General features: G+C 69.5%; 22 protein-coding genes. 10 read left to right on the top strand and 12 right to left on the bottom strand.

Features of this window, described 5'->3' with window-relative positions:
* The first annotated feature begins 5 nt into the window (after nt 1-5).
* Nucleotides 6-1370 (top strand): esterase-like activity of phytase family protein, encoded by a 1365-nt coding sequence (locus tag D3869_RS07730; RefSeq protein ID WP_137139575.1) that lies wholly within the window; start codon nt 6-8, stop codon nt 1368-1370.
* A 24-nt stretch (nt 1371-1394) separates the two neighbouring features.
* Here D3869_RS07730 and holA read toward each other — a convergent pair whose 3' ends face one another.
* The 4 genes from holA to D3869_RS07710 all read right to left on the bottom strand — a co-directional run bounded on the left by holA (nt 1395) and on the right by D3869_RS07710 (nt 6238).
* A complete protein-coding gene (holA, locus tag D3869_RS07725; RefSeq protein WP_137139574.1) occupies nt 1395-2417 on the bottom strand; it encodes a DNA polymerase III subunit delta in 1023 nt (340 codons plus the stop codon).
* A 49-nt stretch (nt 2418-2466) separates the two neighbouring features.
* Complete coding sequence (gene lptE, locus D3869_RS07720; protein WP_137139573.1) at nt 2467-3030, bottom strand: LPS assembly lipoprotein LptE; 564 nt, start codon at nt 3028-3030, stop codon at nt 2467-2469.
* Complete coding sequence (gene leuS, locus D3869_RS07715) at nt 3017-5587, bottom strand: leucine--tRNA ligase (RefSeq protein ID WP_137139572.1); 2571 nt, start codon at nt 5585-5587, stop codon at nt 3017-3019. The genes lptE and leuS overlap by 14 nt, the downstream gene beginning before the upstream one ends.
* 111 nt (nt 5588-5698) lie before the next feature.
* Nucleotides 5699-6238, bottom strand: coding sequence for a DUF3576 domain-containing protein (locus tag D3869_RS07710; protein WP_014238944.1), 540 nt, complete (start codon nt 6236-6238; stop codon nt 5699-5701).
* Nucleotides 6239-6582: 344 nt separating this feature from the next.
* Here D3869_RS07710 and D3869_RS07705 point away from each other — a divergent pair, with 344 nt between their 5' ends.
* Nucleotides 6583-7755 (top strand): porin, encoded by a 1173-nt coding sequence (locus D3869_RS07705; RefSeq protein ID WP_137139571.1) that lies wholly within the window; start codon nt 6583-6585, stop codon nt 7753-7755.
* A 387-nt stretch (nt 7756-8142) separates the two neighbouring features.
* Complete coding sequence (locus tag D3869_RS07700; RefSeq protein WP_137139570.1) at nt 8143-9270, top strand: porin; 1128 nt, start codon at nt 8143-8145, stop codon at nt 9268-9270.
* A gap of 73 nt (nt 9271-9343) precedes the next feature.
* On the opposite strand, the gene D3869_RS07695 is transcribed toward D3869_RS07700, so the two are convergent.
* On the bottom strand, nt 9344-9907 hold the full coding sequence (locus D3869_RS07695; RefSeq protein WP_137139569.1) for a hypothetical protein: 564 nt from the start codon (nt 9905-9907) through the stop codon (nt 9344-9346).
* Nucleotides 9908-10006: 99 nt separating this feature from the next.
* On the opposite strand from D3869_RS07695, the gene D3869_RS07690 reads away from it, so the two are divergent.
* Nucleotides 10007-10714 (top strand): YggS family pyridoxal phosphate-dependent enzyme, encoded by a 708-nt coding sequence (locus D3869_RS07690; RefSeq protein WP_137139568.1) that lies wholly within the window; start codon nt 10007-10009, stop codon nt 10712-10714.
* A 6-nt stretch (nt 10715-10720) separates the two neighbouring features.
* Here the strand turns inward: D3869_RS07690 and D3869_RS07685 are convergent, their stop codons facing one another.
* From D3869_RS07685 to ribA, 3 genes are all read right to left on the bottom strand, one after another.
* The gene (locus D3869_RS07685) at nt 10721-11242 is read right to left on the bottom strand and encodes a L,D-transpeptidase family protein (protein WP_137139567.1); all 522 of its coding nucleotides are present in this window, start codon (nt 11240-11242) and stop codon (nt 10721-10723) included.
* Nucleotides 11243-11277: 35 nt separating this feature from the next.
* Nucleotides 11278-12240, bottom strand: coding sequence for a hypothetical protein (locus tag D3869_RS07680; RefSeq protein ID WP_137139566.1), 963 nt, complete (start codon nt 12238-12240; stop codon nt 11278-11280).
* A 179-nt stretch (nt 12241-12419) separates the two neighbouring features.
* A complete protein-coding gene (gene ribA, locus D3869_RS07675; protein ID WP_175426417.1) occupies nt 12420-13592 on the bottom strand; it encodes a GTP cyclohydrolase II in 1173 nt (390 codons plus the stop codon).
* A 226-nt stretch (nt 13593-13818) separates the two neighbouring features.
* On the opposite strand from ribA, the gene D3869_RS07670 reads away from it, so the two are divergent.
* From D3869_RS07670 to D3869_RS07655, 4 genes are all read left to right on the top strand, one after another.
* Nucleotides 13819-14322, top strand: a complete 504-nt coding sequence (locus tag D3869_RS07670) for a glycosyl transferase (RefSeq protein ID WP_137139564.1) — start codon at nt 13819-13821, stop codon at nt 14320-14322.
* A gap of 102 nt (nt 14323-14424) precedes the next feature.
* Nucleotides 14425-15114, top strand: a complete 690-nt coding sequence (locus tag D3869_RS07665) for a response regulator transcription factor (protein ID WP_014238955.1) — start codon at nt 14425-14427, stop codon at nt 15112-15114.
* Nucleotides 15115-15234: 120 nt separating this feature from the next.
* The gene (locus tag D3869_RS07660) at nt 15235-15678 is read left to right on the top strand and encodes a DUF2231 domain-containing protein (RefSeq protein ID WP_137139563.1); all 444 of its coding nucleotides are present in this window, start codon (nt 15235-15237) and stop codon (nt 15676-15678) included.
* Entirely contained in the window at nt 15675-17036 is a 1362-nt protein-coding gene (locus tag D3869_RS07655) for a PQQ-dependent sugar dehydrogenase (protein WP_137139562.1), read from the top strand. The genes D3869_RS07660 and D3869_RS07655 overlap by 4 nt, the downstream gene beginning before the upstream one ends.
* 15 nt (nt 17037-17051) lie before the next feature.
* Here the strand turns inward: D3869_RS07655 and D3869_RS07650 are convergent, their stop codons facing one another.
* A complete protein-coding gene (locus D3869_RS07650) occupies nt 17052-17783 on the bottom strand; it encodes a hypothetical protein (RefSeq protein WP_247895589.1) in 732 nt (243 codons plus the stop codon).
* A 267-nt stretch (nt 17784-18050) separates the two neighbouring features.
* Here D3869_RS07650 and D3869_RS07645 point away from each other — a divergent pair, with 267 nt between their 5' ends.
* Both D3869_RS07645 and D3869_RS07640 read left to right on the top strand, forming a co-directional pair.
* On the top strand, nt 18051-18926 hold the full coding sequence (locus D3869_RS07645) for an MBL fold metallo-hydrolase (protein WP_137139561.1): 876 nt from the start codon (nt 18051-18053) through the stop codon (nt 18924-18926).
* Nucleotides 18927-19072: 146 nt separating this feature from the next.
* Nucleotides 19073-19885, top strand: coding sequence for a YcbK family protein (locus D3869_RS07640; RefSeq protein ID WP_137139560.1), 813 nt, complete (start codon nt 19073-19075; stop codon nt 19883-19885).
* 3 nt (nt 19886-19888) lie between these two features.
* Here D3869_RS07640 and D3869_RS07635 read toward each other — a convergent pair whose 3' ends face one another.
* The 3 genes from D3869_RS07635 to D3869_RS07625 are packed head-to-tail and all read right to left on the bottom strand — an operon-like array spanning nt 19889 to nt 23890.
* A complete protein-coding gene (locus D3869_RS07635) occupies nt 19889-21073 on the bottom strand; it encodes an ABC transporter permease (RefSeq protein WP_137139559.1) in 1185 nt (394 codons plus the stop codon).
* The gene (locus tag D3869_RS07630; RefSeq protein WP_137139558.1) at nt 21070-22068 is read right to left on the bottom strand and encodes an ABC transporter permease; all 999 of its coding nucleotides are present in this window, start codon (nt 22066-22068) and stop codon (nt 21070-21072) included. Before D3869_RS07630 ends, D3869_RS07635 begins: the two co-directional genes overlap by 4 nt.
* 4 nt (nt 22069-22072) lie before the next feature.
* Nucleotides 22073-23890, bottom strand: coding sequence for an ABC transporter substrate-binding protein (locus D3869_RS07625; protein ID WP_247895588.1), 1818 nt, complete (start codon nt 23888-23890; stop codon nt 22073-22075).
* Nucleotides 23891-24054: the final 164 nt, after the last annotated feature.

Genomic DNA, 24054 nt, shown 5'->3' with positions numbered 1-24054 from the left:
GATTCATGAAGCCCATCCACGGCCTGTGCCTTGCCGGCCTCACCGCGGCCCTGCTGGCCGGTCCTGCTTTCGCAGACCAGAAATTCCCGGCGGAGCTGGCCGGCCACGGTGTCATCGACGCGGCGACCTTCGTGGCGCCGCCCGCCGACGCGCCGGACCTGTTCCGGACCTCCGGGAAATTCACCGCCGCCGACCGCAAGCGCGTCGACCAGCCCCGCAGCATCGACGGCACGTCCTTCCTGTCGGCGCCGGGCGCGCCGCGCGCCACCGGTATGGCGCTGCCCTTCAACGGCCAGCCGGTCCAGGGCTTCTCCGGCATCAAGGCGCTGGGCGATGGCAGCTTCCTGGTGCTGACCGACAACGGTTTCGGCAGCAAGGGCAACTCGGCCGACGCCATGCTGACGGTGCACAGGCTGACCATCGACTGGAAGACCGGCGCGGCGGCGGTGGCCGAGACGCTGTTCCTGCGCGATCCCGACCGCAAGGTGCCCTTCCCCATCGTCACCGAGGCGACCAAGGAACGCTACCTGACCGGCGCCGACTTCGACGTCGAGAGCGTGCAGATCGTCGGCGACCGGATGTATTTCGGCGACGAGTTCGGCCCCTACATCCTGGTGACCGATCGCACCGGCAAGCTGCTGTCCCTGCATGAGAGCAAGGTTGACGGCAAGCCCGTGCGTTCCCCCGACCATTATGCGGTGTCCACCCCGGCGGTGCCGGGCGCTGTCGGCTTCGAGGTGCGCCGCTCGCGGGGCTTCGAAGGAATGGCCGCTTCCAAGGACGGCAAGTTCCTCTACCCGCTGTTCGAAGGTCCGCTGTGGACGGGTGGTGCCTGGGAGACCAAGGACGGGCGGGAGTACCTGCGCATCGCCGAATTCGACGTCGCCAAGGGTGACTTCACGGGCCGCAGCTTCAAGTACCTTCTGGAGGCCAACGGCAACAACATCGGCGACTTCAACATGATCGACGCCACCACCGGCCTGATCATCGAGCGCGACAATGGCGAGGGCAACCCGGCCCAGGGCTGCACCGGCCAGCCGACTCCGGACTGCTTCAACGTCCCGGCGCAGTTCAAGCGCGTCTACAAGATCGACTTCGCCCAGGCCGACGCCGAGGGTTTCGTGAAGAAGGTCGGTTACGTCGACCTGATGGACATCGACGATCCGAAGGGCGTCGCCCGGCTTGGCGGCGGCAAGGGCACGTTCACCTTCCCCTTTGTCACCATCGAGAATGTCGATGTGGTGGACGCCGAGCACATCGTCGTCGGCAACGACAACAACCTCCCCTACTCGTCAGGCCGCGCGCTGGGCAAGCAGGACCACAACGAGCTGATCCTGCTGCGCGTGCCGCAGTTCCTGGCCGCGAAGTAAGGGCCGGCGAAGTAAGGACGAACCTCAGCGCCGCGCCAGCGAGGCGAGCTGGAAGAGGACGCGGGCGCAGAGCGTCTGGTCGGGCATGTTGGTGCGCTTGCAGTCCGCCTCGGCCTCGACCAGCCGCTCCAGCGCCTGCCGGACCAGCGGCGCCGGCCAGCGGCGGGCCTGACCGGTCAGCCGCGGCTTCATCTTGAAGAACACCGGCGGGCGCAGCGCCTCCACCGCGGCGTCCGCCGACTTGCCCGCCGCCACCTGCCCGGCGACCAGCTGCAGCCGCTGGAAGTGGCGCTGGGCGGCGCGCAGGATCGGCACCGGGGACATGCCCTCGGCGAACAGACGGGCCAGCGAGCGGTCGAGCGTCGCGAAGTCGCCCTCCGCCGCCGCCCAGATCGGCTCGTCCAGCGACAGGGCCGCGCTGTCGCCGACGCAGGCCTGGGCATCCTCCAGCCGCACGCGCGTCTCCGTGCCCATGTAGAGCGCCAGCTTCTCCATCTCGCCGCGCGCCACCATGCGGTCGCCGACCAGGTTGCCGGCGAGGAAGGTCAGCGCGTCGGGATCGGCGGTCAGGCCATGGCCGTGCAGGATGTCGGCGATGACCCGGCCAAGCGCGGCCTCCTCCTCCACGTAGCAGGGAATGGCGACGGCGCCGTCGGCCCCTTCGAACAGGGTGCGCAGCTTCGACCGGTTGCCGAGGTCGCCGGCTTCGACGAGGACGAGGCTGTCGCCGGGCGGCAAGGCGGCCAGGAAGGCGGTGAAGGCGGCGGTGACGTTGTCCTCCGCCTCGCGCACGCGGATCAGGCGGCGGCCCCCGGTGAAGGACAGGGCGGCGGCCTCGTCGGCCAGACGCGCCGGATCGTCGGCGACGGCGCGGCCCAGCATCTCGGTCACGCGGAAGGGGTCGGACAGGTCGGCGACCACGGTGCGGCCCAGACCCATGGCGCGGTCGCGCACCAGACCGGTGTCCGGGCCGTAGAGCAGGACCGCGCGGATCTTGGGATCGGGGTTGCGCAGGAAGCCGTCGATCGCCCGGGCTTGCAGCTTCACGAAAACACCGTCGGTGGCGGAGGACCGGCCTCCGGTTGTCCAGTGCGGATCAGAGCTTGCGGCCGAGCTGGGCGGACACGCGGGTGGTGATCTCGTTGGAGATTTCCAGGATCGCGCGGTCGTAGGCGTTCTCGACCGTGGCCAGGGCGCCGTACTGCTGCTCCAGCACGTTGTAGCTGATGTAGGATCGCGCGTTGGCCTGGAACAGGATCTTTCCCGTCGCCGCGTCGATGAGCTGGTAGGGGGCGTTCACGACGAGCTGGGCCCGGGTGGCGGTCGCGTCCTTCTGAAGGGACAGCTTCTGCTCCGACGCGGTCAGCGCGGTTTCCAGCCGGTAGCGCGGGGCGGCGGGGCGGCCATCGGCGTAGAAGCGGTCGATCAGAAGGTTGCGCAGCTTCTGGCCGTAGCGGTCCTTGATGCCGCCGATCTCGACCTGCTGGAGCTCGGCGGTGCCGATGCTGTTCGCCCCGAGGTTTCCATACATGGGCTGGAAGCCGCAGGCCGCCGTGGCGAGCACCGCCGGCGCGATCAGGGCGAGGGTCAGAAGCCCCCGCCGCCGGACGCCGGCTTTGCCGTTGTGGCTATTGTCGTTATGGAGGTCAGACGACGACATTGATCACCCGGTTCGGGACGACGATGACCTTGCGCACCGGCTTGCCCTCCAGGGCGCGCTGGACGTTCGGATCGGCCAGGGCGGCCTGCTCCGCGGCGTCCTTCGCCATGTCGCGCGGCAGCTCCAGCGTCGCGCGCAGCTTGCCGTTGACCTGCACCGCCATGGTGACCGAATCCTCGACCACCAGGGCCGCGTCGGCCTGCGGCCAGGGCTGGTTGACCAGCAGCGTGGCATGGCCGAGCTGCGCCCACAGCTCCTCGGCGAGATGGGGCATCATCGGGGCGATCAGGCGGACGGTGGCCTCGAAGCCTTCGCGCAGGACCCAGGCCTCGCCCTCGCCCGCGCCGTCCAGCTCGGCCAGGGCGTTGGACAGCTCGCGCACGCGGGCCACCGCCTTGTTGAAGCGGAACTTCTCCAGGTCTTCCGAAATGCCGGCGATGGCCTTGTGGACCAGACGGCGCGTGGCCTCGGCCTTGGCGCTGAAGGCGTCCGGCTTCGGCGCACCGGCGGGCGGCAGCGCGACCGGCGATTCCGTCACCATGCGCCACAGGCGGTTGATGTAGCGCCAGGCGCCGTCGATGCCGGCTTCCGTCCATTCCAGGTCGCGTTCCGGCGGGCTGTCGGACAGCATGAACAGGCGGGCGGCGTCGGCGCCGTAGGTGCCGATGATGTGCGCCGGGTCCACCACGTTCTTCTTCGACTTCGACATCTTCTCGACGCGGCCGACCGTCACCGGGCCGTCGTTGTCGTTGCGGATGTAGTCGCCGAGATCGTTCTTGCGGATGTCGGTCGGGGCCAGCCAGGCGCCGGTGCCGGCGTCCTTGTAGGTCTCGTGGTTGACCATGCCCTGAGTGAAGAGGCCGGCGAAGGGCTCCTCCACGTTCAGGTAGCCGCACTGCTTCATCGCCCGCGTCCAGAAGCGGGAGTAGAGCAGATGCAGCACGGCGTGCTCGATGCCGCCGATGTATTGGTCCACGGCCAGCCAATAGTCCACCGCCTCGCGCGTGAAGGCGACATCCTCGGCCTTGGGCGAGCAGAAGCGGGCGAAGTACCAGCTCGACTCGATGAAGGTGTCGAAGGTGTCCGTCTCGCGCACCGCCGGCTTGCCGCAGGTCGGGCAGCTCGTGTGCTTCCAGGTCGGGTGGTGGTCCAGCGGGTTGCCGGGCTTGTCGAAGGTCACATCCTCGGGCAGGACGACCGGCAGATCCTGCTGCGGGACCGGGACGATGCCGCAGCTCTCGCAGTGGATGACCGGGATCGGGCAGCCCCAGTAACGCTGGCGGGAAACGCCCCAGTCGCGCAGGCGGTACTGGGTGGTGCGCTCGCCCTGCCCCTGCTCCTCAAGCCGCTTGCCGACCTCCTGCTTGGCCTGCTCGACCTCCATCCCATCGAGGAAGCGCGAGTTGCGCAGCAGGCCGGGGCCGGTGTAGGCCTCGTCGCCGACCGTGAAGGTGGCGGGATCGGCGTCCGCCGGAACGACCACCGGCGTGACCGGCAGGCCGTACTTGCGGGCGAAGTCCAGGTCGCGCTGGTCGTGGGCCGGGCAGCCGAAGATGGCGCCCGTGCCGTATTCCATCAGCACGAAGTTGGCGACGTAGACCGGCAGTTCCCAGGACGGGTCGAAGGGATGCACCACCTTCAGCCCGGTGTCGAAGCCGCGCTTCTCGGCGGTTTCGATCGCTTCCTCGCTGGTGCCAAGACGGTTGCACTCGGCGATGAAGTCGGCCAGCGCGGGATTGCCGGCGGCCAGTTCGGCGGCCAGCGGGTGGTTGGCGGAGATCGCCGCGAAGGAGGCGCCGAACAGCGTGTCGGGCCGGGTCGTGAAGACCTCCAGCTTGTCCGCCCGCCCGACGAGGTCGAAGCGGAAGCGCACGCCGGTGGACTTGCCGATCCAGTTCTCCTGCATCAGGCGCACGCGCTCCGGCCAGCGGTCCAGCGTGTCCAGCCCCTTCAGCAGCTCGTCGGCGTAGGCGGTGATCTTGAGGAACCACTGCGACAGCTTGCGCTTCTCGACCAGCGCTCCGGTGCGCCAGCCGCGGCCGTCGATCACCTGCTCGTTGGCGAGGACCGTGTTGTCGACCGGGTCCCAGTTGACCCAGGACTCCTTGCGGTAGGCCAGGCCTTCCTTGAGGAAATCCAGGAACATCTTCTGCTCGTGGCGGTAATACTCCACGTCGCAGGTGGCGATCTCGCGGTCCCAGTCGATGGACAGGCCCATCGTCTTCAGCTGGGCGCGCATGGCCGCGATGTTCTCGCGCGTCCACTTGGCCGGGTGGGTCTTCTTCTCCAGCGCGGCGTTCTCCGCCGGCAGGCCGAAGGCGTCCCAGCCCATCGGGTGCAGAACGTTGAAGCCGCGGGCCCGCTTGTAGCGCGCGATCACGTCGCCGATGGTGTAGTTGCGGACATGCCCCATGTGGATGCGCCCCGACGGGTAGGGGAACATCTCCAGCACATAGTACTTCTCACGGGAAGCGTCCTCGCGCGCGGTGAAGCAGCCCTGCCGCTCCCACTCGCCCTGCCACTTCGCTTCGGTTTCCTTGACATTGTAACGCGACATGACCGCAGACGCCGTTCCGTGAATTTCGTGGATCTAGACACATAAGGCGCCGACGGCGGGGCAACAGGCGGCGGACCGATGCCCGCGCCCCACCCCGCCCGGCGCCCCCGTTCAGCGCGCCGCGGCCTGCTGGGCGACGCGGATCTGGCGGGCGCGGGTCAGCACCGCGTCCTCCAGCGTCGTCGCCGTCTCCGGGCCGACCGCGCTGTCGCGCCAATCCGATCCGGCGCGCTGCTGCTTGAACACCGACACCCGCACGCCGTCGGCGCGGAGCTGGCGGTCCATGATGTAGAGGTTGACCTTGAAGCGCTCGTTCGGCGTGTCCGGCGGGGTGTACCAGTCGGTCAGGATGACGCCGCCGAACGGGTCGGCGGAGACGATCGGCATGAAGGACAGCGTGTCCAGCGAGGCGCGCCACAGGAAGCTGTTGACGCCGATGCCGTTGGGATCGCCCTGCTCGGCGCCGTTGCGCTTGTTCTTGCCGAACAGGCTGAAGCCGCCGTCGGTGCCGAGAAGGCTGCCGAACTTGTATTCCTTCTTGATCTGCTCATCGACGGTTTCCGTCTGGCCGCCCCAGCTGGAGCAACCGGCCACGGCGAGCGACGCCGCGAGCACGACGGGGGCAAGGCGAAGGACACGGGAACGGCGCATGGTCGGAACCTGGATCAATAAATTCGGGGTACCGCGCACGATACCGCGGCGGATGCGGGTGAAAAGACCATAAAAGCCCGCCCGCGGCAACAGCCGATGCGGGGCGCCGCCTGTGCCTTTGCTGTGTCCGGGGGCGGGGCCGGCCCCCCCGGCGCGGGTCCCTGTGCGCCGCGGAATCCCGACCGCGGCGCACAATCAAGGTGTGTTCCGTCGGACACACTGTTCCTTCATTGCTGCAACTTTGCGATTTCCGGCTTGCTGGCGTCCCCGCATCTGCGTACCACAGAGCCAGCCAGGACGTTAACCGGGCTGAAAATTCTGCTGCCAGGATGGAGGCAACAATCATGAACCGTTATCTGCTCGCGGGCTGCGCCGCTGCCGCTCTGGCTCTGGGTGCCGGCGCCGCCAACGCTCAGGCCAAGTTTGAAGTCAAGGTCGGCGGCGACGCCTACTTCGAAGGCGGCTACGTCAACGAAGACCGCGACGAGGGTGCCCGTTCGGTTGACTTCCGCAACCGCTTCCGCGTCATCGTGACCCCGACCGCCAAGGCCGACAACGGCCTGGAGTACGGCGGCCGCATCCGTATGCGCGCCAACTCGGGCGCCAACAACGCCCGCACGATGGACGCCGACCGCGGCTACATCTTCGCGCAGGGCGCGTTCGGTCAGGTCCAGATGGGCGTGACCAACTCCTTCAACGACGCCACCTACGTCACCGCTCCGCAGGATTACCTGCAGCTCGGCATCTATGACGGCGTCGCGGCCTGGATCGGCCAGACCTCGGACATCGGTGGCGGCCTCGCCGGTCTGAACGGCTCGCTCCTGAGCCAGTCGCTGGTCGTCGAGAACAACGCGACCAAGATCGTGTACTTCTCGCCGCGCTTCGCCGGCCTGCAGGTGGGCGCCAGCTACACCCCGCGCAACGACGACTCGCACGCCTCGGTCAACCGCGCCGACCTGACCCCGGTCACCGCCACCGGCCGCGGCTTCTCGACCACGTTCGAGGACCTCGTCGAAGTCGGTGCCAACTACAGCAACACCTTCGGCGGCGTTTCGCTGAAGGCCAGCGCTGGCTACTACTGGGGCAACGCCGCCGGCACGACCACGGTCGGCGCCAGCGTCGAGGACCTGAACGCCTGGCAGGTTGGCGCCCAGGTTGGCTACGCCGGCTTCTCGCTCGGCGGTTCGTACACCGACTTCGGTGAGTCGGGCCAGATCCAGACCGCGACCTCGGACAACGAGAAGAGCCGCCTCTGGGTTGTCGGCGCTCAGTACACCGCCGGCCCGATCGTCGTCGGCGCCAACTACAAGAACGGCAAGGACGCTGGCAGCCTCTACACCGCCGGCAGCCGCAAGCTGGAAGTCTACGAGTTCGGCGCGGGCTACACCGTCGCTCCGGGCCTGACCCTGCAGGCTCAGTACGACTACTTCAAGGCCGACAGCGACCTGAGCACGGCCGCTGTGGACCTGGACAACGACGGTCACGTCGTCCTGCTCCGTACGGTCCTGGCGTTCTAATCTGCGGTCATCCGTGGATGGAGAAGGGCGGTGGCTTCGGCCACCGCCCTTTTTTCTTTGTGCTTTCCTCGTGTTCGTCGCGCTGCGCCTTTTCCGTGCACCGTCCGCGTCCGGCCCGCTGCCCAGATGGCGCATTTCTGTGCGTAAAGTTTGTTCACCGCGCTCAAAATCTGGACGGTCAATGTGCTATATTTACGGCATGCGGGAAAAACAGTTGATGATCAAATACTTATGACTGTGTCAGAATGGCCACTGTGTTACAGTTGAACCGTTTCCCCTGTTAAATCGCCCTTGCCGGGTAAACGAACGGGTGGCTTAGTAATTGGTGGGAAGCACAACCGCACGGCTCCAGTCTCCTTGGGGGCCTGCTAGAAGGATGGACCATCAATGAAGCGTTCTCTTGTTACGGGCTGCGCAGCCATCGCGATCATCGCCTGCAGCGGCGTGGCTTCCGCCCAGACCAAGTTCGAGGTCAAGATCGGCGGCGACGCCTTCTTCCAGGGCGCCTATGTCGAACAGGACCGTGACGAAGGCACCCGCTCTACGGAGTTCGCCAACCGCTTCCGCGTGGTCGTCACGCCGGTCGCCACGGCCGACAACGGGCTGGAGTACGGCGGCCGCGTCCGCATGCGCGCCGCCAACGGCGCCAGCAACGTCCGCACGATGGACGCCGACCGCGCCTTCATCTTCGTGAACAGCGGCTTCGGCACCCTGCAGGCCGGCACGATCAACGGCCTGTCGGACGAGTTCGGCATCATCGGCCCGAACGTCGAGGGCATCGCCGGCGGTCCGGACAACAACACGGTGGAGTTCCTCAACGGCTCGTCGACCTACGGCCTGCTGCCGACCACCACCAACAACTTCCGCGCCCTCGCCTCAGGCGATGTCGGCACCAAGATCATCTACCTGACCCCGACCATCGCCGGCTTCCAGGGCGGCGTCTCCTACATGCCGCGCTCCGGCGACTCGCACACCTCGATCAACCGTCGCCAGGACAACGGCGGTTTCCAGGATGTCGTCGAGGCCGGCGGCACCTACACCAACGAGTTCGGCGGCTTCAGCGTCGCGGCCAGCGCCTTCTACCAGTTTGGCGATGCGGTCGATAACGGCGTCGGCGCCGCCGCCACCCGCTTCGAGAAGCTCAGCTCGGTTCATGCCGGCCTGAACGTCGGCTACGGCGATTTCAAGATCGGCGGCAGCTACGCCTACAGCGGCGACAGCGGCTACGACAAGTCGATCACGACGAAGCAGAAGCAGGATATCTGGATCGTCGGCGCCCAGTACACCACGGGTCCGTTGATCCTGGCCGCCAACTACTCGCATTCGCGTGGCAACGACGTCGAAACCCAAACGACTCCGGCCAAGGCTGACCTGTATCAGGCCGGCGTTACCTACACCGTCGCGCCCGGCCTGACCACGGGTCTGGAGTACAGCTATCTCGACCTGAAGACCGATGCCGTGGGGCTCGACGACCGCGCGCACATCGTCATGATCGACACCCGTCTGGCCTTCTGATCGGCCTTGCGGCAGCTCTGACGAAAACGGCGGCGGATACCCATCCGCCGCCGTTTTCTTTGGTCGCTGGTTCTTACTTCTTGGTCGCTGGCGCCGCTTCGGTCTCGCAGAGCAGCAGGATCGCCGCGTTCTCCATCGGGGTCCAGACGGCCAGCAGGCGCTGCTTGGCCTTCTCCGCCGTGTAGGCGGTGGTTCCCGGATCGCGGATGGAGCGGACCTTCACCTCGCCCAGCTTCCAGCCAGCCTTGCGGAAGCCGCCCAGCGTGGATTCGAGGATCTGGTCACGACGGGCGTCGTCGTCCTTCTTGAACTCCCAACCATAATTTTCCTGCTTGGTGCAGCGCCGGTTGAGGTCGGCGGCGGCGGCGCCCATGAAGTCCTTGTAGGTGCCGTCGTCCTGCAGCGGGAACGGTTGCACGGCGAAGGGCGCCTGGGCGATGGCCGACCCCGCCGCCGTCTTGGGAGCTTCCTTGGGGGCCTCCTTCGTGGCGGCCTCCTTGCCGGCGGCGGGCTTGCCGCCATTCTGGCTCCCGGCGTTCGGATTTCCAGCGTTTTGGGCAAGGGCGCTGCCGGCCGTGAACGGCGCGGCCCCCAGAATCAGCGCCGACAGGATCAGGGGACGCATCCAACCACGCATGCCGTGTTCTCCTCGGGGTGCTTGCGTTTCGTCGGCCCGTCCGTTACCACGCCCTCCGGTTCCTGTACAGGCAGGCGCCATAAAAGGGGGAGGACCGGCATGTCCGCTTCGCACACCGACACACCAGACGGCACCGTCACGGCCCGGCTCGAAGCCGTCCGCCGCTCCATCCAGGACGGCTGCGCCGCCGGCGGGCGCGCTCCCGGCGCGGTGACCCTGGTCGCCGTCTCCAAGACCCACCCGGTCGAGGCGGTGGAGGAGGCTCTGGCCGCCGGCCAGCGCGTGTTCGGCGAGAACCGCGTGCAGGAGGCCAAGGCGAAGTTCCCCGCGCTGCGCGAACGCTTCCCGGACCTGGAGCTGCACCTGATCGGCCCGCTCCAGACCAACAAGGTCAAGGACGCGGTGGCGCTGTTCGACGTGATCCAGACGGTGGATCGGCCCAAGCTGGCCGAGGCGCTCGCCGAGGAGATGGTGCGCAGCGGGCGACGCCCGCGCTGCCTGATCGAGGTCAACACCGGCGAGGAGCCGCAGAAGGCCGGCATCCCACCGGCGGAGCTGGACGCCTTCCTGGCCGCCTGCCGGGACCGCTGGCACCTGCCGGTGACCGGGCTGATGTGCATCCCGCCGGTCGACGAGGAGCCGGCGATGCATTTCGCCCTGCTCGCCGACATGGCGCGCCGCGCCGGCCTGCCCGAGGTCAGCATGGGGATGAGCGGCGATTACGAGACGGCGATCCGCTTCGGCGCCACCCATGTGCGGGTCGGCACGGCGATCTTCGGCGCCCGCCCCTATCCCGCCGCCGGATAGCGCCGCCTAGCCCGCCGGGTCAGCCACGGTCAGCGCGGTGCCCGGCGCGCAGTCCTTGAGAAGCCGCAGCAGGTCCGGCAGGGGCAGCGCGACGCAGCCCGCCGTCGGCGCCCGGTCGGGCCGCGCCACATGCATGAACACGGCGCTGCCCAGGCCCGGCACCACCGGGTCGTCGTTGTGCCCCATCACCACGATGACGTCGTAGACATGGTCGTCGCGCCACAGCTCCTCGTGGCTGGCGGTGTAGGGACGCTTGACCGGGCGGTTGTAGGCGGGGTCCGCCGGATCGTCGCACCAGCCGTCGTCGAGCGCGATGGGCGACGCCGGCAGGCCCGTCTCCGGCCGCTCCAGCCGGTCGGGGCGCCACAGCACGCGGCGCAGCGCGAAGCGCCCGACCGGGGTGGCGCCGTCGCCCTCCCGCTTGTCGGCGCGGATGCCGCCGCGGCCCAGCACGCAGCGGAACGACCCGCCGGGCCAGTCGAGACGGCCTGCGGACGGCGGGTCCTCAAGACGAACCGTGATCTCCATCGCCCTTCCCTCACCCGTTTCCGAGGGCACCGCGCTCAGCCGGACACCCGCAGGCTGGGCGCCTGGGTCTGCGCGGCCCGCCGACCCTGCTCGTACTTGGCCAGATTGCGCATCATCGTCTCAGACAGCATGTCCGGTGTCACGGGCGCGAAGGCGTTGCTGTTGGCGGCGGCCGGGACGGCGTTCGCCTGTGCCGGCGCGTTGGCTGGCGCGCTTCCGGCGGTGGCGTCCGGTTGGGCCGCCGGCGCCGCGGCTTCCGTGGCCTTCCGGGCGCCGGAGGGGGCCGCCGTTGCGGCGAAGCCGATGGTGGAAGGATGCGGCTTCGCGGCGTATTTGGCCATCAGGCTGTTCGCCAGCGGGGTGTCGCGCGCCGGCATGCGCGAGGGATGCGGCGCGTCCGTCAGGCCATCGCGCCCGGATCCGGTCACCGCCGCCCCCACCCCATGCGACGGCGCTGCGGCGCGCTTGGCGTCCGGCAGCTCCGCCGTGACGGTGCGGGCCGGCTGTGCGGCCGGCGCCGCAGCGGCCATGGCCGGTGCCGAGGTGCCGGCGGCGGAGTCCGGCAGGGCGGCGACCGCAGTGGCTCCGGATGTGCCGACGGGCGGATGGCCGGCGGCGGCGTCCCCGTCGAAGCCAAGCGACGCCATGATCTGCCCGCCGATGTCCTTGCCCTGGGCCTGTTCCACCACCGCGTTGGCGATGGACGCCATGCCGCCCAGCGGGCCGCCGAACAGGATGCCGCCGATGACCTTGGACGACGGCTTGATCGTGTCGCCGGTGATCTCGCGATAGACGGTGTTGACGAGCGGGATGTGCTGGAGCGGGTTGATGATGTCCAGGAAGTCGCCGAAGGACATCTCGGCTTCGGCCTCGTACCGGTCGGGACTGTCCCGGCTTTCCATCACCGTCACGGAAGACGTCGTTTGGGCCGGCGACCGCTCGCGCTGCACCGGCCGCGAAGCGGCGGTGGCGTCGATGGTGGTGGCGTCGATGGCCATGGGCGGTCTCCCGTCGCGGTGTCCAGCCCTGTCCTAAGCAACCGGCGTGCCAGTTCTTCGGGCTGGAATCCCGTCGCCACGGGCGCCTTCGGTTCCGGTCCGGACCGTGACCCGGCAAGAGCTGCCGGGCAAGGGGCGTTTCCTGCCCCCTGAAGACTCGATTCTCAGAAGATGTGGTTTCAGAACATGTGCCCGCTGCGCTCCGCCTTGGTGCGCAGATAGCCTTCGTTGTGGCCGTTGGACGGGAAGATGTGCGGAACGCGCTCGACCACCTCGATCCCGCAGCGGGCGAGCTGGCGCAGCTTCTCCGGGTTGTTGGTCATCAGCCGCACGGCGGTGAAGCCGAGCTGGCGCAGCATCTCCGCCGCCGGCAGATAGACCCGCTCGTCCGCCTCGAACCCCAGGATCTCGTTGGCGTCCACCGTGTCGAAGCCGCGGTCCTGGATGCGGTAGGCGCGCAGCTTGTTGACGAGGCCGATCCCCCGCCCCTCCTGCGCCAGATAGAGCAGGACGCCGCTGCCCTGCCGGGCGATCTCGGCGATGGCGCCGCGCAGCTGCTGGCCGCAGTCGCAGCGCAAAGACCCCAGCAGGTCGCCGGTGAAGCATTCCGAATGCAGGCGGGCCAGCACCGGCTCGCCCGCCACCGGGTTGCCGACGATGATCGCCAGATGCTCCGGCCCGCCGTCGATGGGGCGGAAGGCGGCGATGCTGGTGTTCTCGGCGCCGGACAGCGGGACGCGGGCCTCGGCCACCCGGCGCAGCGTGCGCACCACATGGACGCGGTAATCGGCGATGTCGCGGGCGCGGACCAGCAGCAGGTCGTGCCGTGCCGCCCATTCCGCGGCGCTGCCGGTGTGACCGGCGGCCGTGTGTCCAGTAGCCGGTGCGACGATGGCCGCCGGCAGCAGACGCGCCAGCCGGGCGAGGTCCACCGCCGCGGTTTCCCGCGACCCGGGGTCCATGGCCGTGGCGGTCAGGCCGTCCGGCATGTCGCCGTCCGGGCGGTGTTCCGGATCGGCCAGCGCATGGGCCTCGTCCGCGGTCAGGCAGCGGGGAAGCGACAGGGCGACGACGCCCGTCCCCTCGCCCATCAGCTTCAGCACCGTGGCGCGGCGGCGGGTGACGGCCAGGACCGGCGCGGCGCCGGTGAGCTGCACCAGCCGCTGCACGGCGTCGATCGCCACGGATTCCACCGACACCGCGGCGCCGACGCTGCCGTCGGCGGTCTCGATGGCGACGGCCTCGCCCCGGCGCAGGGCGGCCGTGGCCCGGTCCACCGCGCGCATGGCGGCTTCGTCCATGGGCAGGACGGCTTCGGGCGGGGCGGAGTCGGAAGGAGCGTCGGCGTACATAACGGAGGCTTCGCGTGCTGCGCCCCGAAGGGCGAAAATCCCGACATGGGTCGGAGAGCGCCGGAAGCAAAGCGCAGGTGGCGCACCCCTGTCCAGCAAATCCCGCGCGCCACACCGTTGCCGAGGGTGCAACGATGGCGCAAAGCGCCGCCGGTGCGGGCGAATCCGGCTTGCGCTATGCTCGCCGTCCCCTCTCCTTCCCCCCTTGCACGCGAGAGCCATCGCCATGGCGGACCAGCCGGCCCTGCATCTCCTCCTCCCCGCCAACCGGGCGCCGGACGGCTACGCGGACCGTTTGGCGCTGGCGCTGGAGGCGCAGGGGCAAAAGGTCCTGCGCCACGCCCTGCCGGGCGATTACCCGCGGCTCGACCCCTCGGCGGTGCTGGCGGCGGACATCGCGCTGTCGCGCCTGCCGGACGGCACGCGGGTGCTGGTGGACGGCGGCGCCCTGCCCGGCCTCGCCGCCGCCCTGGCGATGGACAGCCGGCGCCTGAGGCTCGTCGCGCTGGTGGAACGGCTGCTCTGGTTGGAGCCCGGCCTGACCGAGGAGGAGGCCGCCGCCCGCCGCCATCTCGAGCAGGGCGCACTGGCGCTGATGCGCGCCCTCGCCGTGCCGGACGCGGCGGCGGCGCGGGCGGTGGCGGAGCTCGGCCTCGCCACAGAGGCGGCGGTCGTCCTTCCCCCGGACGCGGCGGCGGCGGCCCGGCTGGGTAGCCTGTGGGGCGCCTGACGCTTGTCCCCCGCTTGTCTTCGGACCTTCCGATAAGGCTAGGGCAATCCCGCGCGGGCCATGATAAGTTCCGCGCCCGGAGCCACCGGTGAACGCCCCCGAATGACGCTTGCGAAACGCATCCTTCTGATCGACGACGACACCGCCCTCCGGCAGTCCCTCGCCGAGCAGCTCCAGCTTCTGGAGGAATTCGAGACGGTGGAGGCCGGGGACGGCGCCTCCGCCCTGGCCGTGGCGCGGGAGGGCGGTTTCGCCGCCATCCTGCTCGACGTCGGGCTGCCGGACATGGACGGGCGCGACCTGTGCCGCCTGCTGCGGCGCGAGGGGGTGCGCTGCCCGATCATCATGCTGACCGCGGCGGCCTCCGACGCCGACACCATCCTGGGGCTTGATTCCGGGGCCAGCGACTACGTCACCAAGCCCTTCCGCATGGGGGTGCTGCTGGCCCGGCTGCGCGCCCAACTCCGCGTCCACGAGCAGAGCGAGGACGCCGTCTTCGCCATCGGCCCCTACAGCTTCCGCCCGGCGGGCAAGCTGCTGCTGGCGGACGGCGGCGCCCGCAAGATCCGCCTGACCGAGAAGGAAACGGCGATCCTGAAATACCTGTACCGGGCCGGCGGCGCGGTGATCGGGCGGGAGACGCTGCTCGGCGAGGTGTGGGGCTACAACGCCGGGGTCACCACCCACACGCTGGAAACCCACGTCTACCGCCTGCGCCAGAAGATCGAGCGCGATCCGTCCAACGCCGAGATCCTGGTGACGGAGCCCGGCGGCTACCGGCTGGTGCCCTGATCCCCGGTTCGCCGATCCCCGGCCCGCCACCGCGCGGAACCATCTTCCTGCTTGCCCATTGAAAAGATTGATTTCCGCGCCGCCCCGGCGCGGACCCCCGTCGGGCAAGGAGATGACGTCTTGGTAGCCATCGTCGATCACGGCAGACCGGCAAGGGCCATCCATCCCTTGCACGCGGTGCTGCTCGCCGCCTCCCTTCCGTTGTTCCTGGGGGGCCTGCTCTGCGACGTCGCCTATTCCAGGAGCTTCGAGATCCAGTGGAGCAACTTCGCCGCCTGGCTGATCGCCGGCGGCATGGTCTTCGCCGGTTTCTCGCTCCTCTGGGCCTTCATCGACCTGTTCCGCGCCGGCCGGCGCCGCGGTCGCGGGCTCGTCTACTTCGTCCTGCTGCTCGTCACCGTCGCGCTTGGCCTCGTCAACGCCTTCGTGCACGCGCGGGACGCCTGGGGAATCATGCCGGACGGTCTGATCCTCTCGGCGGTCGTCACCGTCACCGCCCTCCTGGCGACCTGGTTCGGCTTCTCCAGCTTCCGCATGGGCCTGCGCACGGGAGACACGCGATGACACGCTCCAGCCTGCTGGCCGCCGCCGCGCTCGTCGCCCTGCTGGCCGCCTGCGACGACAACAACCCGTCGCCGCCCGTCTACGGCGCCAACCCGCCTCTGCCCGAGCAGCAGTACGGGCTGCTGCCCAGCATGAAGATCGCCAACCCCGCCAACTGGGGGGACCGGAAGCCGACCGTGCCGGAGGGCTTCACCGTCACGGCGATCGCCACCGACCTCGGCATCCCGCGCCAGACCCTCGTCCTTCCCAACGGCGACATCCTGGTCGCCGAAGGCCGGGGCGGCTCGGCCCCGCCGCTGCGGCCCAAGGATTTCATTGCCGGCATCATCAAGGCCAAGGGCACGACCCCGGTTCCCAGCGGCAACCGCATCACCCTGCTGCGCGACGCCGACGGCGACGGCCGGTACGAGGAGCGCACGGTCTTCGCCGACCACCTGAACGCCCCCTACGGGCTGGCCTTTGTGAACGGCCAGATCTACGTCGCGAACCAGGACGCGCTGGTGCGCTTCCCCTACCGCGACGGCCAGACCCGCGCCGAGGGGCCGCCGGAGAAGGTCACCGACCTGCCCTCCTACATCAACCATCACTGGACCAAGTCGCTGGCCGCCAGCCCGGACGGGCGGTTCCTCTATGTCGGCATCGGCTCCAACAGCAACATCACCGAACGCGGGATGCCCGCCGAGGCCGACCGCGCGATGGTCTGGGAGATCGACGCCCAGACCGGCGCGCACCGGCCTTACGCCACGGGCCTGCGCAACCCCACCGCGCTGGCCATCCAGCCGGGAACCGGCACGCTGTGGGCGGTGGTGAACGAGCGCGACGAGCTTGGCCCCAACCTCGTCCCCGACTACCTGACCTCGGTCCGCGAGGGTGGCTTCTACGGCTGGCCCTACAGCTATTGGGGCCAGAACGTCGACCCGCGCGCCCAGCCGCAGAAGCCCGAGATGGTCGCCGCGGCGATCAAGCCGGACTACGCCCTGGGCTCGCACGTCGCCGCGCTCGGCGTGGCCTTTTCCTCGCCGGCGATGGGCGAGCGCTTCGCCGACGGCGTGTTCGTCGGCGAGCATGGCAGCTGGAACCGCAGCGTGCCCAGCGGCTACAAGGTGATCTTCGTGCCCTTCCGCGACGGCGCCCCCGCCGGCGATCCGGTCGAGGTGGTGACCGGTTTCATGGGCGAGGACGGCCACACCTACGGCCGGCCGGTCGGCGTCACGGTGGACCCGAAGGGAGCTCTGATCGTCGCCGACGACCTGTCGAACACGGTCTGGCGCGTCGCGGTGAGCGATCGCTCGCCCACTGCGGAAGGACCGGCGGATCTGGGCAGCGCGACGACCGATGGGAACGGCTCGTCCAACTGACTCCGGGGAACCGGGTCAGGGCCGCTTGCCGGGCGGTCCTGACCGGTCGGAGATGGTGACGGCGACCGGATAGCCCATCCAGCGCTGGCGCTTGCCTTCCAGAGCCGCCCCGCCGCGGGTCGGCCCGGCCGGCCGGCCGCCGCCCCACAGGCCGCGGCCGCGCGGCACGACGGGCAGCAGACGGATCTTGCGCCCGACGATGGCCAGCCGGCGGCGCCAGTGGGCGACCAGCTTGGGCGAGGTGCCGACCCGCCGCGCGATCTCGTGATCGGCCAGCAGGGCGCTGTTGGGGTCCTGCAGCAGGTCGAGGATGGCGCGGCGCTTGTCCAGGCTGGTGTGGCGACTGTGCTTGCGCTCCAGTGCTTTGCCGAGGTCCCAGAGCTTTTCCGCGGTTTCGCGGGCGAGGCCGCGCCAGCGGTCGGCCTCCTCGCGCTGACGCTCCATGTCGCCGTTGCTCTTTTCCAGCTGCCGCTTCAGCCCGGCCACTTCCAGCTCCAGGTCGCGCACCTGCCGGCGCAGACCCTGGACGAGCTGGTCGGGCGGCGGCGGACGGTCGGGCGGCGGGGCGCTGGCGGTGGGCGGCGGCTCCGGGGCGGTCGAGACCGGACGGGCCCCGCGGGCGAGATCGCGGAACGACAGGCCGGCCCTCGACAGCATGATGCGCGCGGCGCGCAGAGCGGACTGGGCCTCGCCCTGATGCTCCGACTCGGCCATGGCGAGGACTTTGGCGAGTTTGTCTGGGTCCATCCGAGGGGGCGGGGTCCGGAGGCGAGTTTTCGCGTCGATGGGCGAACGGGCGCAAACTACCACATCTTATTGGATTGGGCACCTCCGCATCTCGGCGGTGCGGCACGCCTTTTCCTCTTACCCCCGTCTTGCGCCGTCCCCCTTCTATCGAGGCAGAATGTCCGCCTGCCTGCCGTCGGACCGGCCTATGGACGCGCCGGAGGGTCGTTTCGTGAAACAACCTTTTCACTCGACTCGCGAGGGTCCTACCGCCAAATTGTCGGTACCATGACGGCACGAACCGTTTCCGACGCCTGTTCCGGTGCGCCCGACACCCCGCCGGACTTCACCGTCCGCTTCTGGGGCGTGCGTGGCAGCATCGCCTCCCCAGGGCCGGACACGGTCCGCTACGGCGGCAACACCCCCTGCGTCGAGCTGCGCTGCGGGGACGCTCTCCTGGTCCTCGACGCCGGCACCGGCCTGCGCCCGCTGGGCGAGGCGCTGATGCGCCGGGGGGAGCCGGTGGACGTCGATCTGCTTCTGACCCACAGCCATCTCGACCACATCTGCGGCCTGCCCTTCTTCGCGCCGGCCTTCGACGCGGCCAGCCGCGTGCGGATCAGGGCCGGCCATCTGGAGCGGGAGCGGACGATGCGCTCGGTCCTGGAATGCATGATGTCGGCGCCGCTGTTCCCGGTCCCGGTGGAGATCTTCCGGGCCGACTGCACCTTCCACGACTTCGTCAGCGGCGAGACGCTGACGGTCAAGCCGGGCATCACCGTGCGCACCACCGCGCTGAACCACCCGGACGGGGCCACCGGCTACCGCGTGGAGTTCGCCGGGCGCAGCCTGTGCTACGTGACCGACACCGAGCATCCCGCCGCCGGGCGCGACCCCGCCGTGATGGAGCTGGTGCGCGGCAGCGACCTGCTGATCTACGACTGCACCTACACCGACGCCGAATACGCCGCCCGCGTCGGCTGGGGCCATTCGACCTGGGAGGAATGCCTGCGCATCGCCGACGAGGCCGATGTGAAGCGCGCGGTCATCTTCCACCACGATCCCCGGCGCAGCGATGCCGAGCTGGACGTCATCGCCACCGCCGCCGAGGCCCGGCGCCCCGGCACGCTGGTCGCCCGCGAAGGCATGGCGCTTCCCCTCTGATCGGCAACTATCCCGTTGGACAGTGATGCGCCGACGACACGGCCAAGCCTCCGTTCGCGTCCCGTGGCCCGTTGTCACTGCCGGATCGTGTGACAATTATGGTATGAAAACCGCCTGCAACCGCAGAGAGAACTCTGGGGAGACGCATGCGGCATCTTCTGCGCTTATCGTTGCTGGGCCTGCTCGCCGGCGGAACGCTCGCCGGCTGCGCCTCCACTCCGGGTCCCCAGGCCTCGTTCGATGGCGGCCCCCGCTCGATCACCCTGCACCATCCCGCCAGCGGCGAGACGGTCAGCGTCACCTACCGCCGCGCCGACGGCTATGACCCGCAGGCCCTGGACCGCATCGCCACCCTGTTCCGCGACCGCCGCACCGGCGAGACGGTGCCCGTCGATCCCACGCTGGTGGAGCTTCTCGCCGACCTGCGGGACCGCTGCGGCGCCGGCCCCGACACGCCGGTCCACATCACCTCGGGCTACCGCTCGCCGCTGACCAACGTCACGCTGGCGCGCAGCAACCCGAACGTGGCGGAAAACAGCTATCACCTGCGCGGGCAGGCCGCCGACATCTCCATCCCCGGCGTCCCGCCCCGCCGCCTCGCCGACGAGGCCGCGGCCCTCCAGCGTGGCGGCTACGCGCTCTACCCCCACACCGGCCACGTCCACGTCGACACCGGCCCGGTCCGCACCTGGAGCCCGAAGGGCGGCGATCCCCGCATCCTGGAGGCCAGGGCGACCCCGGCGAAGGCCGCGTCGGGCAAGGCGGTCGCCGCCAAGGCATCACCCGCTCCGCGGACGCAGGTCGCGGCGGCGGAGCCCGCCCCGCCGAAGCGCACCCTGGCCAAGGCCGCGCCCGCCTCCGCCCCGGCGAAGGGCGGCGACGGCGACTTGGCTCGCGTCCGCATGGTGCTGGCCTCCCTCAAGGAGCAGCCGGACGCGTCGGCGAAGAAGAAGCCTTGAGCTTTACCGATACGGGTCCGCGGCGTCCCGCAGGCCGTCGCCGAGGAAGTTGAAGCTCAGCACGGTCACGATCACCGGCAGCACCGGCAGCATCAGCCAGGGATACAGCGCCACCACGTTGATGTTCTGCGCCTCGGTCAGCAGCACCCCCCAGCTGGTGATCGGCGGGCGCAGGCCGAGGCCGAGGAAGCTCAGCGCCGTCTCGCCCAGGATCATGCCGGGAATGGCCAGAGTCGCCGAGGCGATCAGGTGGCTCATGAAGCTGGGCAGCAGGTGCCGCCCGATGATGCGCGCCGGGCTGGCCCCCATCAGCTGGGCGGCGGTGGTGAAGTCCTCCTCGCGCAGGGCCAGCAGCTTCGACCGCACGGCGCGGGCGAGGCCCGTCCATTCCAGAAGGCCGAGGATCACCGTGATCCCGAAATAGATGAAGATCGGGTTCCAGGTGACGGGCAGGGCGGCGGACAGGGCCATCCACAGCGGCAGCTCGGGGAAGGAGCGGATGATCTCGATCAGCCGCTGGATCAGGTTGTCCACCCAGCCGCCGTAATAGCCGGCGATGCCGCCGATCACGATCCCGAGCACGAAGCTGACCGCGACGCCGATCAGCCCGATGGTCAGCGAGATGCGCGTCCCGTAGATCATCCGCGACAGCAAATCCCGCCCCAGCCGGTCGGTGCCCATGAGGAACAGAGTCCCGCCCTCGGCCGGGCAGGCGAGGTGCCAGTCGGTCTCCACCAGCCCCCAGAACGCGTAGCGGTCGCCGCGGCAGAAGAAGCGGATCGGCTGCACCTTCGTGGGGTCGGGCGTGTACTCCCGCTTCAGGATCTCCATGTCCAGGCGGTAGGTGTAGCCGTAGACGAAAGGGCCGACGAATTGCCCCTCGTGGAACAGATGCACGGCCTGCGGCGGGGCGTGGATGAAGTGGGAATTGCGGCTGTCCACCGCGTAGGGGGCCAGGACCTCGCTGACCAGGGTCGAGGCGTAGAGCAGCAGCAGCACGATTCCCGACGCCACCGCCAGCTTGTGCCGCCGCAGCTTCCACCAGACCATCCGCCATTGCGAGGCGGTGGTGAAGCGCTCCTGCTCCGGCGACAGCCGCTCGACCTCGTCGGGGTCCCAGGGAGCGGTGTCGACGGTGTGGGGCAAGGGGGTGTTGGCCAAGGGGCTGTTGGGAAGGGAGGCGCTCATCGGCTGGCTCCCCCGCTCAGGCGGATGCGCGGGTCGAGGGCGGCCAACGCCAGATCGGACAGGAAGACCCCGATCACCGTCAGCACCGCCAGGAACATCAGGAAGGAGCCGGCCAGATACATGTCCTGGCTGCGCAGCGCCTGGAGCAGCATCGGCCCGGTCGTCGGCAGCGACATCACCACCGACACGATGGCGGCGCCGGAGACGACCTGCGGCAGCAGGTTGCCGATGTCGGACACGAAGGGGTTCAGCGCCACGCGCAGCGGGTACTTCACCAGCGCCCGGCCCGGCGGCAGGCCCTTGGCCCGCGCGGTGACGACGTAGGGCTTGTGCAGCTCGTCCAGCAGGTTGGCGCGCAGGCGGCGGATCATCGCCGCGGTGCCGGCGGTGCCGATGACGATCACCGGAATCCACATGTGCTCGAACACGCTCATCGCCTTGGCCCAGCTCCAGGGCTGGCCGATGTAGCGCGGGTCCATCAGCCCGCCGATCGAGGTGCCGAACCACACGTTGGCGAAATACAGCATCACCAGCGCCAGCAGGAAGCTCGGCGTCGCCAGCCCCAGGAATCCCAGGAAGGTCAGGACATAGTCGCCCAGGCTGTACTGCCGCGTCGCCGAATAGATGCCGATGGGGAAGGACACCACCCAGATGAACAGGATGGTCGCGAAGGACACGATGGCGGTCAGCGACAGCCGGTCGCCCACCACGTCCGATACCGGCAGGTTGTATTCGAAGGAATAGCCGAAGTCGCCGCGCAGCATGCCGGCCAGCCACAGCGCGTACTGCTCGTGCATCGGCCGGTCGAGCCCGTAGGTCTCGCGCAGCATGGCCAGCCGGCCCTGGTCCATGCTCTCGCCCCGGCTCTGCATCTCGTTGACCAGCGTCGTCAGATAGTCGCCGGGGGGAAGCTGGATGATGACGAAGGTGATGACGCTGATCGCCAGCAGCGTCGGGATCATGATGAGGATGCGGCGGATCACGTAGCCCAGCATGGCCTCACCCCTTTCCGTCGAACCAGAAGCCGTCGGGCCGGTAGAGCCCGAAATGCGCGCCGGGGTCGTAGTTGAACAGACCCTCCTCCGGCACGTTGCGCAGGGTGCGGCGCGCGACCACCGGCTGCGGCACCCCGGCCACCGTACCGATGGTGAAGACCTGCTCGGTGTTGAGCGTCAGGATGCGCGTCCAGGCCGCCGCCCGCCCGGCCTCGTCCGGCGCGTCGCGCCAGGCGCGGAAGGCCTCCAGCAGGTCGCGCGCCTCGGGCATGTCGGGGCGCTCGCCGTCCTTGCCCATAGTCTGGAAGAACTGGCCCCATTTCGGCCACTGGTACTTGGCCTGATCGACCGGCACCAGCTCGGCCGGGCTCATGTCGGCGGTGGCGATGGCGTTGTCCAGCCCGCGCGAAATCGACATGCAGGTGTCGCCGGCGAAGATGCGGTTGCGGAACACGTCGAGCTGCGAGGAGCGGATGTAGAGCCGCGCCCCGATGCGCCGCCAGCCGTCGGCGATCAGCTCCAGCGCGTCGGTCTCCTCCGTGCTCTCCCCGGCGGTCTCCACCACGATCTCCAGCGGGCGGCCGTCGGGCAGCAGGCGGACGCCGTTGACGTCGCGCGTCGTCAGGCCGATCTCGTCGAGCAGCCGGTTGGCCTGCCGGACGTCGAACTGCGCCCAGCGGTCGCGGTAGGCCGGCGTCCAGAGCGGCGAGACCTCCAGCACCGTGTTGTTGGTGGGGATGGCGAGGCCGTAATAGATGACCTGGTTCATCTCCTCACGGTCGATGGCCAGCGACAGGGCGCGGCGGTAGCGTACGTCGCGGTTCAGCGCGCGCCACACCGGGTCGTTGCAGTTCAGGTTGGGGAACAGCGCCATCTGCGCCCCGATGCCGGTGCGCCACAGTGTGACCCGTTGGTCGTTGCGCTTCGCCCCCTGCTTCAGGAAGGTGTAGTTGTCGAACCGCAGATAGCGCGCCTGGAGGTCGCTCTCGCCCGCCCCCGTCTTGGCCGGGACGATCTTGGCGTCGGCCACCGTCATGATGATCCGGTCGATGTAGGGCAACTGCCGCCCCGCCGGGTCAACCCGATGGAAATAAGGGTTCCTTACGAAGATGAAACGGTCCGCCGGCGGCGCGGTCGTCGGCACCCAGGGCTGCAGGGTCGGCAGGTCCGGGTTATCGAACTCGGTCAGATTGTCCTTGCGGTTGTGAAGCTGCTGCCAGCTTTTCTGCCGTTCCGCCTCCACCCGCTGCTTCAGCTCCAGCGGCTCGGTGAAGCGGGGGTGGAAGCGCCGCAGGTAATGGGCGGGCGCGTAGATCTCCACCGGCTTGGCCCCGGCCAGCATGGGCAGGAAGAAGGGGTTGGGGCGGGTCCATGTGTAGCGCACCGCGGCGGCGTCCAGCACCTCGAACTTCGGCGCCTCCCCGGCCACCAGCATCTCCGGCGGCGGCCCGCCGGGGTAGCGCTTGGGGTTGTTCGCCATGTCCTCCCACCAGTAGCGGAAGTCCTCCGCCGTGAAGGGATGGCCGTCCGACCAGCGGTGGCCGCGGCGCAGCGTGAAGGTGAAGATCCGCCCTTCCTCCACATCCACCCGCTCCAGGATGTCGGGCACGATGCGCAGGCTTGGGGTCAGCGCGACCAGCCGGGCGTAGCTGTAGACGTAGATCAGCCGCGTGTCCTTGGTCCGCGCCATCAGCAGGCGCAGGTCGCCGCCATGGCGCCCCGGCGACTGCCAGGGCCGATCCATCGGCTCGACCAGCGGGGTGAGCGGCAGCCGCTTCTCCACCGGTGGCAGCGACCCGGCGCCGACCGCGTTCTCCAGCATCGGCGTCTCGACCGCGTCGAAGGCGCTGAGCGCCAGGAAGGCGAGAAGGAGCAGGGCACGTCGCCGCCATTCTCCCTCTCGCCCCCGCTCACGCGCAAACGAAGTTTGCGCTGACGCGACAGGCGGACCTTCGGTCCGCCGAAAGCGGGGAGAGGGTCGGGGTG

The organism is Azospirillum brasilense, from assembly GCF_005222205.1.
Classification (GTDB): domain Bacteria; phylum Pseudomonadota; class Alphaproteobacteria; order Azospirillales; family Azospirillaceae; genus Azospirillum; species Azospirillum brasilense_G.
Note: the sequence above shows the minus strand (reverse complement) of the source record. Positions and strands in the feature narration are given on the sequence as shown.